Raw genomic sequence first — 14237 nt, 5'->3', positions numbered from 1 at the left:
GGAGAGAATGCTCCAAGGTGGTGCGTTTTTTGTGTCGTTTACCCCTCACATAAAGCGCGAATTGCGCTGTTAAAACCGACAATGCAGCGGAATCGGCTGAGTCACCCGCTGAATCGGCTTTTCACTACGGTGAATCTGGCCCGCCCTCAGCTCAAAGCGGCAGGCCAGAGCGTTCTCAGGCGCGCTTTTTCTGCTGTAGCCGAGGCTGCTGGGCCAGGCGAGCGAACAGGTCTTTCGGGTCGGCCAGGTCCGGCACCAACTCAAGATCGCTGCCTACATCCAGGGCCTTGGCCACGTCCAGCACATAACGCAGGGCCGAGTAGTCTTCGATGGCAAAACCCACCGAGTCGAACAGAGTGACCTGGCGCGCATTTTCGCGGCCGGGCTGTTGGCCGTTGATCACTTGCCACAGTTCGGTGACGGGCGAGTCTTCCGGCATGTGCTGGATTTCACCTTCGATGCGGCTTTGCGGCTCGTACTCCACGATCACCCGCGCGCGCTCGACGATACGTCGGTCCAGCTCGGTCTTGCCGGGGCAGTCGCCGCCGACGGCGTTGAGGTGCATGCCGGGCTCGATCATCTCGTCTGTCAGGATGGTGGCGTAGGCCTTGTCGGCGGTGACGGTGGTGACGATGTCCGCGCCTTTCACCGCTTCGGCGACGCTGCCGGCCAGGATCACCTTGATCGCCGGGAACGCCTTGAGGTTGGCCGCCAGCTTGGCGGTGGCCTTGGCGTCGATATCGAACAGGCGGATCTCATTGATGCCGAGCATGGCGTGGAAGGCCAGGGCCTGGAACTCGCTCTGGGAGCCGTTGCCGATCAGCGCCATGCTGCGGCTGTTGTCGCGGGCCAGGTAGCGGGCGACCAGCGCCGAGGTGGCGGCGGTGCGAATCGCGGTGGTCAAGGTCATTTCTGCCAGCAGCACCGGCAGGCCGGTGTCCACATCGCCCAGGGCACCGAAGGCCATCACGGTGAGCATGCCGGCCAGGGTGTTTTTCGGGTGGCCGTTGACGTATTTGAACGCGTACAGCGACGCGTCGGACACCGGCATCAGTTCGATTACGCCGTCCGCCGAGTGGTTGGCCAGGCGCGCGCATTTTTCGAAATCCTGCCAGCGCAGGTAGTCGGCACGGATGTACTCGGCCATTTCGGTGATACAGGTTTGCAGGCCTTTTTGCGAGACCAGGTAGCAGAGGTCGTTGACGTCGATATAGCGGGTCATGGCAAGACTCCTTGAGTTATTGGACGGTGGCGCGGGCGGGCAGGTGCACTTCCGCCAGCATGCAGCGGGCACTGCCGCCGCCGATGCGTTCGATGTTGTCGATGTTCACCACCACCGGCCGCGTATGGCGTTCCACATGCACGCGCTGCGCGGGTTGCAGGGCGCTCCAGGCGCTGGCCGACATCACCAGCAGCGGCTGGCCGTCGCGGTCATGCACTTCGAGCATGTTGCCGGCGAAGGCCTCCAACTGGTCGAAGTCGAGGGCGAGGATGTCTTTGCCGGTGTCGCGCAGGGAGCGTTCCAAGGCTTGGCGTTCGCTGGCGTCCGGCAGGGCTTGCAGGCACACCACCGAAAGGTCGCGACCGACGCTCATCATCACGTTGCTGTGGTAGATCGGCGCGTGATGGCGGTCGACGGCGTGGAACACACAGAGCTGGTAATCGAGGCGTTCGGCGAACTGGCGCAGGGCGTCGTGGTGGGTGCGCCCGGAGTGGCAGGCGTAGCTGATGCGATGCTGGCGGTCGAGCACCATGCTGCCGGTGCCTTCGAGGAAGATGTTCTGTTGTTCCAGGTGGCTGAGGTCGATGGTGCTGTTGATCGCGAAGCGTTGCTCCAACACTTGCAGCACGCCTTTGTTGCGCTCCAGTCGTCGGTTCTGGCCTTCCATCGGGTACAGCACCAGGCTGCCGTCGGCGTGGCTGCTCCACCAGTTATTGGGGAAGATCGAATCGGGCGTGTGAGGCGCCGGCGTGTCTTGCACCACCAGGACTTCGACGCCGTGCTGGCGCAGGGTATCGACATAGCCGTCGAATTCTTCCAGCGCTTTCTGCTGTGCGCTGAGGGGATCGAGGGGCTGGCGTTGGAAGCGGTTGTTGATCGCGGTGTCCGGGTTGAAGGCAAAGCGCGCCGGGCGAATCATCAAGACGGTATTGGTGGTTTGCATGGGTGCACGAATCCATGGGTTGAGCTGTGGGGCTATTTTGTGCGGTATGGCGGATGAATCCCGGCTGAAACCTAAGGGCGGCTCAGCCGGGAAAGCTGAAGAGTGGGGTAGGGCAGCCGAATCGGCTGTTCGGGCGGGCGCAGGTCAAAATTGGTATTGTGCGGGTTGTTAAAACGCCGTCAGCCAGGAGGAATCATGTCTACCGCCGTTCGTCTCGCCCAGGCAGCCGATGCCGAAGGGATCAGCCAGGTCATCCTGGCGGCCTTGCACAGTAGCAAGGCGCGGGATTACCCGGCGGATGTGATTGCGCGGGTGGCGAGTAATTTCACGCCGGATGCGGTGTTGATCTTGCTCAAGCGCCGCCTGGTGCTCGTGGCCATTCAAGATCAAGTGATCGTCGCCACCGCCGCCCTCGACGCCAACGTGGTGCGCTCGGTGTTCGTCAATCCGGGGCTGCAAGGGCAAGGCATTGGCCGGCTGCTGATGATCGAAATCGAGTTGCGCGCCCGTGAGGCCGGGGTGACGGTATTGAGCGTGCCGTCATCACTGACCGCCGAGCCGTTCTACACCAAGCTGGGGTTTAACACCGTGCGAGATGTCTACCACGGCAATGAACGCACGCTGGTGATGGAAAAGGCGCTGCTGTCCCGGCATCCCATCGGACCGTATCGCGACCGCCAGCATCGGGTGCAAGTGGTTGCGTTATGGCAGCAGGCCTTTGGCTATGAGACTGCCCATAATGTACCCACCCTGGCGATCGATAAGAAGTTGGCCGTCAACGATGGGTTGTTCTTCGTGGCCACGGATAAAAAGACGGTGATCGGAACGATTCTGGCCGGTTACGACGGGCACCGTGGCTGGCTGTATTCGGTGGCGGTGCACGCCGACTATCGGCGCCATGGCTTGGGGTCTTCACTGGTGCGTCATGCGGAACAGGCATTGACCGCCTTGGGTTGCATGAAGGTCAACCTGCAGATCACTGGCGGCAATGATGCGGTGGTGGGGTTCTACGAGGCGTTGGGGTATGGGGTGGAGCCGAGGATCAGCATGGGCAAGAAGATCACGGTGAATATCCCGGAACAATAAAAAACCCGCCATCTGGCGGGTTTTTTCAGGGTTGCTTAGACCTTGACGATCCAGCCTTGCGGCGCTTCAACGTCACCGGTCTGCACACCGGTCAGCTCTTTGTAGAGCTTTTGGGTGATCGGGCCGACTTCGGTCTCGCTGTGGAACACGTGCAGCTTGCCGTTGTACTGGATGCCGCCGATGGGCGAGATCACCGCAGCGGTACCGCAGGCGCCGGCTTCCTTGAATTGGTCCAGTTTGTCGATGAACACTTCGCCCTCGACCACGTCCAGGCCCAGGCGGGTCTTGGCCAGTTCGATCAGCGACAGGCGAGTGATGCCTGGCAGCACCGAAGGCGACTTCGGCGTGATGAACTGGTTGTCGTGGGTGATCCCGAAGAAGTTGGCCGAGCCGACTTCTTCGATTTTCGAATGGGTCATCGGGTCCAGGTAGATCGCGTCGGCAAAGCCGGCTTTCTTCGCTTCGGAACCTGGCATCAGGCTGGCGGCGTAGTTGCCACCGACCTTGGCGGCACCGGTGCCTTGTGGCGCGGCGCGGTCGAAGGTGGAGATCTGGAAATTGTGCGGCACCAGGCCGCCTTTGAAGTAGGCGCCGACCGGGATGCAGAACACGGAGAAGATGAACTCCGGCGCGGTGCGCACGCCGATGTTGTCACCGGTGCCGATCACGAACGGGCGCAGGTACAGCGCGCCGCCGCTGCCGTACGGCGGGATGAAATGTTCGTTGGCCTTGACCACTTGTTTGCAGGCATCGATGAACACGTCGGTCGGCACATGCGGCATCAGCAGGCGCGCGCAGCTGCGTTGCATGCGGGCGGCGTTCTGGTCCGGGCGGAACAGGTTGATCGAACCGTCCTTGCAGCGGTAGGCCTTGAGGCCTTCAAAGCATTGCTGGCCGTAGTGCAGGGCGGTGGAGCCCTCGCTGATGTGCAGCACGTTGTCGTCGGTCAGGGTGCCTTCTTGCCATTCGCCGTTTTTCCAGACCTGGAGAAACCGCTTGTCGGTCTTGATGTAGTCAAAACCCAGCTTGTCCCAATTGATGCTTTCGTTACCCATGACACCCTCTATCGTTGGTCAAGTCGGTTTTTTTCTGGATGGGCGCAACAATACTTCATTCCCGGGGCCGTTCGCATCCCTTTGTAGGCGCGAGCTTGCTGTGGCGAGAGAGCTTGCTCCCGCTCGACTGCGCAGCAGTCGCCGGCTTTTGGGGGCGCTGCGCACCCCAGCGGGAGCAAGCTCCCTCGCCACAAAAGCCGTCCCAGTTTACAGGTGCAACGCATGCCCCAACGCCCGCAGCGCGGCTTCCTGCACGGCCTCGCCCAACGTCGGATGAGCGTGGATGGTGCCCGCCACGTCTTCCAGGCGCGAACCCATTTCCAGGCTCAGGCCAAAGGCGGTGGACAGTTCCGAGACACCCACCCCCACGGCCTGCCAGCCGACGATCAGGTGGTTGTCACGCCGCGCCACTACCCGTACGAAGCCGGTTTTCGACTCCAGGGTCATCGCCCGGCCATTGGCCGCGAACGGGAAGCTTGAGACGATGCAGTCCAATCCGGCGGCCTTGGCTTCGTCCGGGGTCTTGCCGACCACCACCAGTTCCGGGTCGGTGAAGCACACCGCCGGGATCGCGGCCGGGTTGAATTCGCGGGACTTGCCGCTGATCAGTTCTGCGACCATTTCGCCCTGGGCCATGGCGCGGTGCGCGAGCATCGGCTCGCCGCTCAGGTCGCCGATGGCGTACACGTTGCGCATGCTGGTCTGGCAGCGGCTGTCGATCCTGATCGCCGAGCCGTTCATCTCCAGGTTCAGCGCTTCAAGGTTCCAACCCTGGGTGTTGGGTTTGCGACCGACGGCGACCAGCACCTGATCGGTTGCCAACGACAGGATGTCGCCATTCGGGTCGCGTACTTGCAGGCTGCCATCGGCAAAACCGGTGACGCTGTGCTTGAGGTACAGCTTCACACCCAGTTGCTTGAGGGATTCGTTCACCGGCTGCGTCAGCTCCGCGTCATAGGCCGGCAGGATCCGATCCTGCGCCTCGACCACACTGACCTCGGCGCCGAGCTTGCGGTAGGCGATGCCCAGTTCCAGGCCGATATAACCGCCGCCTACCACGATCAGGCGCTTAGGCACGCTTTTCGGCGCAAGGGCTTCGGTGGAGGAGATGATTGGCCCGCCAATCGGCAGCATCGGCAGGTTGACGCTTTTCGAACCGGTGGCCAGCAGCAAGTGCTCGCACCGGATGCGCTGGTCGCCGACGTCGACGGTCTTGCCGTCCACCACCGTGGCCCAACCGTGGATCACTTGCACCTTGTGCTTCTTCAGCAAGGCGGCGACGCCCGTGGTCAGGCGATCCACGATGCCGTCTTTCCATTCCACGCTTTTGCGGATATCCAGGGTCGGCACATCCACTTCAATGCCCAGTTGCGAACCCTGGCTGTGGTGGATGGTTTGCTGGAACTGCTCGGCCACGTGGATCAAGGCCTTGGACGGGATGCAGCCGATATTCAGGCAGGTGCCGCCGAGCGCCTGGCCTTCCACCAGAATGGTCGGGATGCCCAACTGGCCGGCACGGATCGCCGCCACGTAACCGCCAGGGCCGCCACCGATGATCAGCAGCGTGGTATTCAATGTCTGCGTCATGCCTTACTCCAGGAACAGGCTGGCGGGTTGTTCGAGCAGGCCGCGAATGGCCTGGATGAATTGCGCCGCGTCCATGCCATCGACCACGCGGTGATCGAAGGAGCTGGAGAGGTTCATCATCTTGCGCACCACGATCTGGCCCTTGATCACCATCGGCCGTTCAACGATACGGTTGACGCCAACGATGGCCACTTCCGGCAGGTTCAGCACCGGCGTGCTGACGATGCCGCCCAGCGCACCCAGGCTGGTCAGGGTGATCGTCGAGCCCGACAGCTCGTCGCGGCTGGCCTTGCCATTGCGTGCAGCCGTGGCCAAGCGCGCGATTTCTTCAGCGTTGCCCCACAGGCTGCGGGCTTCGGCGTGACGCACCACCGGCACCATCAAGCCGACATCGCTCTGGGTGGCGACGCCCACATGCACCGCGCCGAGGCGGGTGATGACCTGGGCTTCGTCGTCGTAGCGCGCGTTGATCTGCGGGAAGTCACGCAGTGCCACGACCATGGCGCGCACGATGAACGGCAGCAGGGTCAGCTTGCCGCGCGTGGCGCCGTGTTTCTCGTTGAGGTGCACGCGCAGCTCGTCGAGGGCGGTGACGTCGATCTCTTCCACATAGCTGAAATGCGCGGCGCGCCGGGTGGCGTCCTGCATGCGCTGGGCGATCTTGCGGCGCATGCCGATCACCGGGATCTGTTCTTCGGTGTGGCGTTCGGCGTAGGGGTTGGCGGCTGTAGAATTTTTCGCCGGACCCTGGAGCAAGTAAGCCTCCAAGTCTTCGTGCAGAATCCGGCCCGCCGGGCCAGAGCCCTGCACCAGGCGCAGTTGGATCCCGGCGTCCAATGCATGCTTGCGCACAGCAGGGGAGGCCAATGGGCGCTCGTCGGCTTCACGTGCCACAGGCGCCTGGGCTGCGATAATCGGTGCCGGTTTGCTTTCAACCGCCACCGGCGCAGGCTTGGCCTCAACCACAGGCGCGGCCTTCGGCGCTTCCTTCACGGCGGGCGCTTCCTTGGCGTTACCCGCGCCTTCCACTTCAATGCTGATCAGAATACTGCCCACGGCCATGACTTCACCCGGCTCACCGCCGAGGGAAATCACCTTGCCGTGCACTGGCGAAGGAATATCCACCATCGCCTTGTCGGTCATCACATCCGCCAGCACCTGGTCTTCCACGACCATGTCGCCGACCTTCACATGCCACACCGACAGTTCAACTTCCGCGATGCCTTCGCCAATGTCCGGCATCTTGATAACGTGCGTGCCCATTCAGACCTCCATGACCCGTTTCAACGCCGCGCCCACTCGGGACGGCCCTGGGAAATACGCCCACTCTTGCGCGTGCGGGTAGGGGGTGTCCCAACCGGTGACGCGTTCGATCGGCGCTTCCAGGTGGTGGAAGCAATGCTCTTGCACCAGCGACACCAACTCGGCACCAAAGCCGCAGGTGCGGGTGGCTTCATGCACCACCACGCAACGGCCAGTCTTCTTCACGGATTTGACGATGGTTTCCAGGTCGAGCGGCCACAGGCTGCGCAGGTCGATGACCTCGGCGTCGATGCCGGTTTCTTCGGCGGCGACTTGCGACACGTACACGGTGGTGCCATAGGTCAGCACCGTCACGGCCGAACCCGGACGCACGATGGCGGCCACGTCCAGCGGCACGGTGTAATAACCGTCCGGTACTTGGGCTTGCGGGTGTTTCGACCACGGGGTCACCGGGCGGTCGTGATGGCCATCGAATGGGCCGTTGTACAGGCGTTTGGGTTCGAGGAAGATCACCGGGTCATCGTTTTCGATGGAGGCGATCAGCAGCCCTTTCGCGTCATAGGGGTTCGACGGCATGACCGTACGCAGGCCGCAGACCTGGGTGAACACCGCTTCGATACTCTGGCTGTGGGTCTGCCCGCCGTAAATGCCGCCGCCACACGGCATGCGCATGGTCAGTGGCGCGGTGAACTGGCCGGCCGAGCGATAACGCAGGCGCGCCGCTTCGGAGATGATCTGGTCGGTGGCGGGGTAGACGTAGTCGGCGAACTGGATCTCGGCCACCGGGCGCAGGCCATAGGCGCCCATGCCCACGGCCACGCCGATAATGCCGCTCTCGGAGATCGGTGCATCAAATACCCGCGAGCTGCCGTATTTGGTCTGCAACCCTTCGGTGCAGCGGAACACGCCGCCGAAATAACCGACGTCCTGGCCAAACACCACCACGTTGTCGTCTCGTTCGAGCATCACATCCATGGCCGAGCGCAGCGCCTGGATCATGGTCATGGTGGTGGTGGTCATGGCGGTTTCCACTTCAATGCTGTTGTTGTGATCGTTCATGTCAGACCCCCAACTCTTGACGCTGGCGCTTCAAATGTTCCGGCATCTCTTTGTAGACGTCTTCGAACATGGTCGCGGCGCTTGGAATCTGGCCACCGGCCAGGGTGCCGTACTGTTCGGCTTCTTTCTGGGCCTTGACCACTTCTGCTTCAAGTTCTGCACTGACCGCCGCGTGTTCCTCTTCGGACCACTGGCCAATCTTGATCAGGTGCTGCTTGAGGCGGGCAATCGGGTCGCCCAGGGGGAAGTGGCTCCAGTCGTCGGCGGGACGGTATTTAGACGGATCATCCGAAGTGGAATGCGGGCCGGCGCGGTAGGTGACCCATTCGATCAACGTCGGGCCCAGGTTGCGGCGCGCACGCTCGGCGGCCCAGGCGGAGGCGGCGTACACCGCGATAAAGTCGTTGCCGTCCACGCGCAGGGAGGCGATGCCGCAACCGACGCCGCGTCCGGCGAAGGTGGTGGCTTCACCGCCGGCAATCGCCTGGAAGGTGGAGATGGCCCACTGGTTGTTGACCACGTTGAGGATCACCGGCGCACGGTATACGTGGGCGAAGGTGAGGGCGGTGTGGAAGTCGGATTCCGCGGTGGCGCCGTCGCCGATCCAGGCCGAGGCAATCTTGGTATCGCCCTTGATCGCCGAGGCCATGCCCCAGCCCACGCCCTGTACGAATTGGGTGGCGAGGTTGCCGGAAATGGTGAAGAAACCGGCGTCTTTCACCGAGTACATGATCGGCAACTGGCGGCCCTTGAGCGGGTCACGCTCGTTGGACAGCAGTTGGCAGATCAGGTCCACCAGCGGCACTTCGCGGGCCATCAGGATGCTTTGCTGGCGGTAGGTAGGGAAGCACATGTCGTCGATGTTCAAGGCCAGGGCCTGGGCGCTGCCGATGGCTTCTTCGCCAAGGCTTTGCATGTAGAACGACATTTTTTTCTGACGCTGGGCGACCACCATGCGGTTGTCGAAAATGCGCGTCTTGAGCATGGCGCGCATGCCTTTGCGCAGGATCTCGACCGGGACGCCTTCGGCCCACGGGCCGAGGGCCTGGCCCTGGTCGTCGAGCACGCGGATCAGGCCCTTGGCCAGGTCGGCGGTGTCGGCGGGTTCTACGTCGATGGCGGGTTTGCGCACGGTGCCGGCGTCGGTCAGGCGCAGGTAGGTGAAGTCGGTCTTGCAGCCTGGGCGGCCCGAGGGTTCAGGGACGTGCAGGCGCAGTGGTTCATACTGCTGGGTCATGGCTTTCTACGCTCTATCTTGTGAATTTCTTGTAGTGGGCGCGCTAGCTGACAGTCAGCCTCCGGATAGGAGAAATCTTGTCCTACAACAATCATAGGCGGGGCGTAGAAGAATATTTATCTGTGTTTCATTGCGCTCAGGATCATTTGCGGATAAAAAAACTGCATAAACATAATAAACAGGTGATTTTGTCTCATGCGCAAACTGGACCGTACCGATATCGGCATTCTCAACGCCCTGCAGGAGAACGCCCGCATCACCAACGCCGACCTGGCCCGCTCGGTGAACCTGTCGCCCACGCCGTGTTTCAACCGGGTGAAAGCGATGGAAGAGTTGGGCTTGATCCGTGACCAGGTCACGCTGCTCGACGCTGATTTGCTGGGGCTGCACGTCAACGTGTTCATCCACGTGAGCCTGGAAAAGCAGAATGAATGGGCGTTGCAGCAGTTCGAAGGCGCGATCTCCGACCGGCCCGAGGTGATGGAGTGTTACCTGATGGCCGGCGACCCGGACTACCTGATCCGGGTGCTGGTGCCGACGATCCAGTCGCTGGAGCGTTTCATGATGGACTTTTTGACCAAGGTGCCGGGCGTGGCCAATATCCGCTCCAGCTTCGCCCTCAAGCAAGTACGCTATAAAACCGCGTTGCCGCTACCGGCCAACGGCATCAACCTGGGTTAGAGGCGGTTGACCGGAATCTTCAGGTACACCACCCCGTTATCCTCCGCCGGCGGCATATTCCCCGCCCGCACATTCACCTGGATCGCCGGCAGCAACAGCGTCGGCATCCCCAGCCCTGCGTCGCGCGTGGTACGCATCTCGACAAACGTGGCTTCATCCACGCCGTCATGCACATGGATATTCCCCGCGCGCTGCTCGGCTACCGTGGTCCGGCATTTTGCCTCACGGCCTTCGGGCGGGTAGTCGTGGCAGACGTACAGTTCGGTTTCCAACGGAAAGGCCAGCAGCTTGCGCATCGACGCATACAACTGCCGCGCATCGCCGCCGGGGAAATCACAGCGCGCCGTGCCGACATCCGGCATGAACAGCGTGTCGCCCACCAGGATCAACCGGTCGTCGATCAGGTAGGCCATGTCCGCCGGGGTATGCCCTGGCACATGCAGGGCCTGGGCCTTGATCGTGCCGATGTGAAACACCTCATCCGGCGCAAACAGATGATCGAACTGCGAGCCATCCACGCGAAATTCCGGCTCCAGGTTGAACAGGTTCTTGAACACGCCCTGTACTTTGCTGATGGACTGCCCGATGGCGATCTTGCCGCCCAAGGTGCGGCGCAGGTAAGGCGCGGCGGACAAGTGATCAGCGTGGGCGTGGGTTTCCAGCAACCACTGCACCTGCAGGCAATGTTCGCGCACGTAGGCGATCACCTTGTCGGCCTGGCGGGTGTCGGTGCGCCCCGAGGCCGGGTCGTAGTTGAGCACTGAGTCGACGATGGCACAGGGGCCGCCATCGGCTTCATAAACGACGTAGGTGTAGGTCGACGATGCCTCGTCCAGAAAGGCTTGGATCAGCGCTGGCATGGCGGTTGTCCCGGATGAAGAAAAAAGTAGTTACAATCAGTTTACGTTTTCACATAATGTTTTGAGCTTAAGTGACAAAAAGGACCCGAGGCAAATGGAATCTACTCTGAATGAGGGCGAAGTCGCCCAGTTGCGCGCATCGGCGTCCAAGGCTTGTTCCTTGCTCAAGGCCCTGGCCAATGAGGACCGTTTGTTGATCCTGTGCCAGTTGACCCAAGGCGAGCGCAATGTCGGCGAGCTGGAAGCCCTGACCGGCGTGCGCCAGCCCACGCTGTCACAACAGTTGGGCATTTTGCGCGACGAAGGGTTGGTCGCCACCCGTCGGGAAGGTAAATACATCTTCTACGGGCTGGCCAGCCACGAAGTGATTCAAGTAATGAAGACCCTGTCCGGGCTGTACTGCGGCGCGGTCATAAAAAGCTGGGCGTGACGCCATCCGGCAGCGACCCTTGTGTGCATGTATGACAAAGGCGATAGACCATGACCGACCAACACTGGGGCCCAACCATCAGTGGCGACATCGTAGTCATCGGCGGCGGCTCGGCGGGCATTGGCCTGCTGGCCAGCCTGCTCAAGCGCGACCCGCACCTGAACATCATCCTGATCGAACCGAGCGACCACCACTGCTACCAGCCCGCCTGGACCTTGGTGGGCGGCGGCGCCTATGACCTGAAAAAGACTCGCCGCCCGCTGGCGGATGTATTGCCCAATGGCGTCACCTGGGTGCAGGCCGCCGTCACCGAAGTACTGCCCGACGAGCAGACCCTGATCCTCGACAGCGGCCAGCGTGTCAGCTGGCAAAACCTGATCGTCTGCCCCGGCCTGCGCCTGGCGTGGGAGAAGATCGAAGGCCTGCAAGACACCCTCGGCAAGCATGGCGTCACGTCCAACTACAGCTACCAGCACGCCGCCTACACCTGGCAGCTGGTGCAGCAACTCAAGGGTGGCAAGGCGATCTTTACCCAGCCGGCCATGCCGATCAAATGCGCGGGCGCGCCGCAAAAGGCCATGTATTTGTCCTGCGATCACTGGCTCAAGCAGGGCGTGCTGAAAAACATCGACGTCGAATTCAACCTGGCCGGTGCCGCGCTGTTCGGCGTGGCGACCTTCGTGCCGCCGTTGATGAAATACGTGGAGAAGTACAACGCTCGCCTGGCGTTCAACGCCAATCTGGTGAAAGTCGATGGTCCGGCACGCAAGGCCTGGTTCGAAGTGAAGGACGCCGAAGGCACTGCGCGCATCGAAGAAAAATCCTTCGACCTGCTGCACGTTGTCCCACCGCAAGTCTCCCCGGACTTCATCCGTCAAAGCCCGTTGGCCGACGCCGCCGGCTGGTGCGAAGTCAACCCCCACAGCCTGCAACACCTGCGTTACCCGCACATCTTCGGCCTGGGTGATGTATGCGGCACCACCAATGCCAAGACCGCTGCGGCGGTGCGCAAGCAGATCGTGGTGGTCGCCGAAAACCTGCTGGCCCTGCGTAAACAGGCGCCGCTGCCGCTCAAATACGATGGCTACGGTTCCTGCCCGCTGACGGTGGAGAAGGGCAAGGTGGTGTTGGCCGAGTTCGGCTACGGCGGCAAGCTGCTACCGACCTTTCCCCTGGACCCGACCCAGGCGCGGCGCTCGATGTGGTTTCTCAAGGCCACCTTGCTGCCGTGGTTCTACTGGAACGGCATGCTCAAGGGCCGCGAGTGGCTGACCCGCCTGAGCAAGGTGGACTGAATGCTGCTGGCCAGTGTGTTGGGATTATTGATGGGCCTGGTCATGGGCCTGACCGGTGCGGGCGGCGGCATCCTCGGGGTGCCGGCGCTGGTGTTGGGGTTGGGCCTGAGCATGACCCAGGCCGCGCCGGTGTCGTTGCTCGCCGTCGGCGCGGCAGCAGCCGTGGGAGCGATCGACGGTTTGCGCCATGGCCTGGTGCGTTACCGCGCCGCGTTGTTGATCGCCTTGCTCGGTGCGCTGTTTTCGCCGGTGGGAGTGTTTCTCGCCCACCAATTGCCGGAAGCGCTGTTGATGGTGCTGTTCAGCGCGTTGATGGTGCTGGTGGCTTGGCGCATGTTGCAGCGTGAAAAACGCGAGGCCGGGCCGAGTGACCATGGCACGGCGTCCTGGGGCCAGAAGAACTGCATGCTCGATCAGCAGACCGGACGCTTCGCCTGGACCGCCAAATGCAGCGCGACCCTGGCCGCCCTCGGCGCGGTGACCGGTGCGGTATCCGGCCTGCTGGGCGTTGGCGGTGGCTTCCTGATCGTGCCGGCGTTCAAGCAACTCACCGATGTGCAGATGCGCGGCATCGTCGCCACGTCCTTGATGGTGATCAGCCTGCTCTCGCTGATCGGCGTGGCGGGTGCATTCCATGCCGGTGTGCGCATCGAACCGGTGGGCTGGGTGTTTATCGGCGCAAGCATCGTCGGCATGCTCGCCGGCCGACGCCTGTGCTCGGTGATTCCCGCCCGTAGCTTGCAAGTGGGGTTCGCCAGCCTGTGTGTACTGGTGGCGATTGGAATGCTAGTTAACGCCTTGCGCTGAAACGGTGGCGAGGGCGCTTGCTGCGCAGCACCCTCAGCCCTGTTCCAACTGGGCCAGGCGCTCTTCGAGCGCTGCAATGCGCGCTTCCAGTTCTTCGATCCGGTCCGCCGAAACGCCAGTCCCGCGTTCCACGGGGTTGCCCCGTGCCGCGAGGATCGTCTCGATGTCTGCCGGATCGCCCAGCGCATGGGTGTAGCGGTCTTCGCGCTGCCCGGCCTGGCGCGGCACCAGCAACGCCAGCCCGCGTGCGATCAAGCGCTCCAGTTGATGCACCACCTGCTCGGCGTCTTCGAAGTCATGCATGCGTCCGCTGCGGGTCAACAGCTCATTGACCGTCTGCGGCCCACGCAGGAACAACAGCCCGGTGAGGATCACCTGGGCCGGCACCAGCTCCAGCGCCTTGTCCACGCGATGTTCCCAACGGTCGGCGCGGCTGCCCATCACCAGGCGGGTGAAGCCCTGGCCTTCCAGCGCACGCAGGCTCTGGCCGACCTGGCCCTGGCTGAGGTTCATGACCGGCTCGCGGCTGGTCTTCTGGTTGCAGGCCAGGACCAGGGCATTGAGGGTCAGGGGATAGGTTTCCGGGTTGGTCGCCTGTTTCTCGATCAGGCAGCCCAGGATGCGGATTTCCGTGCTGTTCAGGCGCAGCTCAGGGGTCTCGGTGTCGTGCTCGGCGGTCATCGCGCTTTCCCTATGCAGTGAAGTGCCTAGC

The 14237-nt window shown here is 62.6% G+C and carries 14 protein-coding genes; 5 read left to right on the top strand and 9 right to left on the bottom strand.

Annotated features, from left to right (window positions below; genetic code table 11):
* Window positions 1–175: 175 nt before the first annotated feature.
* Together HX812_RS08180 and ctlX are read right to left on the bottom strand one after the other, a co-directional pair.
* Entirely contained in the window at window positions 176–1222 is a 1047-nt protein-coding gene (locus HX812_RS08180) for an ornithine cyclodeaminase (protein ID WP_038843937.1), read from the bottom strand.
* 16 nt (window positions 1223–1238) lie between these two features.
* Window positions 1239–2165: a citrulline utilization hydrolase CtlX gene (gene ctlX, locus HX812_RS08175; protein ID WP_038843936.1), complete on the bottom strand. Its 927-nt coding sequence runs from the start codon at window positions 2163–2165 to the stop codon at window positions 1239–1241.
* 195 nt (window positions 2166–2360) lie between these two features.
* Between ctlX and HX812_RS08170 the strand changes: the two genes are divergently transcribed.
* Window positions 2361–3251 carry a GNAT family acetyltransferase gene (locus HX812_RS08170; RefSeq protein WP_080642357.1) on the top strand — a complete coding sequence of 297 codons (891 nt, stop codon included), beginning with the start codon at window positions 2361–2363 and terminating at the stop codon, window positions 3249–3251.
* 35 nt (window positions 3252–3286) lie between these two features.
* Here HX812_RS08170 and HX812_RS08165 read toward each other — a convergent pair whose 3' ends face one another.
* The 5 genes from HX812_RS08165 to HX812_RS08145 form a co-directional block, all read right to left on the bottom strand.
* On the bottom strand, window positions 3287–4306 hold the full coding sequence (locus HX812_RS08165) for a branched-chain amino acid aminotransferase (protein WP_033902025.1): 1020 nt from the start codon (window positions 4304–4306) through the stop codon (window positions 3287–3289).
* A 207-nt stretch (window positions 4307–4513) separates the two neighbouring features.
* Window positions 4514–5893: a dihydrolipoyl dehydrogenase gene (gene lpdA, locus HX812_RS08160; RefSeq protein WP_038843934.1), complete on the bottom strand. Its 1380-nt coding sequence runs from the start codon at window positions 5891–5893 to the stop codon at window positions 4514–4516.
* A 3-nt stretch (window positions 5894–5896) separates the two neighbouring features.
* Complete coding sequence (locus tag HX812_RS08155) at window positions 5897–7156, bottom strand: dihydrolipoamide acetyltransferase family protein (RefSeq protein WP_038843932.1); 1260 nt, start codon at window positions 7154–7156, stop codon at window positions 5897–5899.
* On the bottom strand, window positions 7157–8215 hold the full coding sequence (locus HX812_RS08150) for an alpha-ketoacid dehydrogenase subunit beta (RefSeq protein ID WP_016978112.1): 1059 nt from the start codon (window positions 8213–8215) through the stop codon (window positions 7157–7159).
* Window position 8216: 1 nt separating this feature from the next.
* Window positions 8217–9452 (bottom strand): 3-methyl-2-oxobutanoate dehydrogenase (2-methylpropanoyl-transferring) subunit alpha, encoded by a 1236-nt coding sequence (locus tag HX812_RS08145; RefSeq protein WP_038843931.1) that lies wholly within the window; start codon window positions 9450–9452, stop codon window positions 8217–8219.
* Between the two features lie 195 nt (window positions 9453–9647).
* On the opposite strand from HX812_RS08145, the gene bkdR reads away from it, so the two are divergent.
* Window positions 9648–10133: a Bkd operon transcriptional regulator BkdR gene (bkdR, locus tag HX812_RS08140; RefSeq protein WP_038843930.1), complete on the top strand. Its 486-nt coding sequence runs from the start codon at window positions 9648–9650 to the stop codon at window positions 10131–10133.
* Here bkdR and HX812_RS08135 read toward each other — a convergent pair.
* Window positions 10130–10993: an MBL fold metallo-hydrolase gene (locus HX812_RS08135; RefSeq protein WP_038843929.1), complete on the bottom strand. Its 864-nt coding sequence runs from the start codon at window positions 10991–10993 to the stop codon at window positions 10130–10132. The genes bkdR and HX812_RS08135 overlap by 4 nt on opposite strands.
* 94 nt (window positions 10994–11087) lie before the next feature.
* Here HX812_RS08135 and HX812_RS08130 point away from each other — a divergent pair, with 94 nt between their 5' ends.
* The 3 genes from HX812_RS08130 to HX812_RS08120 are packed head-to-tail and all read left to right on the top strand — an operon-like array spanning window position 11088 to window position 13525.
* Window positions 11088–11423: a helix-turn-helix transcriptional regulator gene (locus HX812_RS08130; protein ID WP_038843928.1), complete on the top strand. Its 336-nt coding sequence runs from the start codon at window positions 11088–11090 to the stop codon at window positions 11421–11423.
* Window positions 11424–11473: 50 nt separating this feature from the next.
* Window positions 11474–12718: an FAD/NAD(P)-binding oxidoreductase gene (locus HX812_RS08125; protein ID WP_038843926.1), complete on the top strand. Its 1245-nt coding sequence runs from the start codon at window positions 11474–11476 to the stop codon at window positions 12716–12718.
* Window positions 12719–13525: a sulfite exporter TauE/SafE family protein gene (locus tag HX812_RS08120; protein WP_038843924.1), complete on the top strand. Its 807-nt coding sequence runs from the start codon at window positions 12719–12721 to the stop codon at window positions 13523–13525.
* 33 nt (window positions 13526–13558) lie between these two features.
* Here HX812_RS08120 and HX812_RS08115 read toward each other — a convergent pair whose 3' ends face one another.
* Window positions 13559–14206, bottom strand: coding sequence for a YceH family protein (locus tag HX812_RS08115; RefSeq protein WP_038843923.1), 648 nt, complete (start codon window positions 14204–14206; stop codon window positions 13559–13561).
* Window positions 14207–14237: the final 31 nt, after the last annotated feature.

This window comes from Pseudomonas sp. IPO3749 (assembly GCF_013386605.1).
In the GTDB taxonomy this organism is placed as follows: domain Bacteria; phylum Pseudomonadota; class Gammaproteobacteria; order Pseudomonadales; family Pseudomonadaceae; genus Aquipseudomonas; species Aquipseudomonas azotoformans_A.
This window is presented reverse-complemented; position numbering and strand designations above follow the sequence as displayed.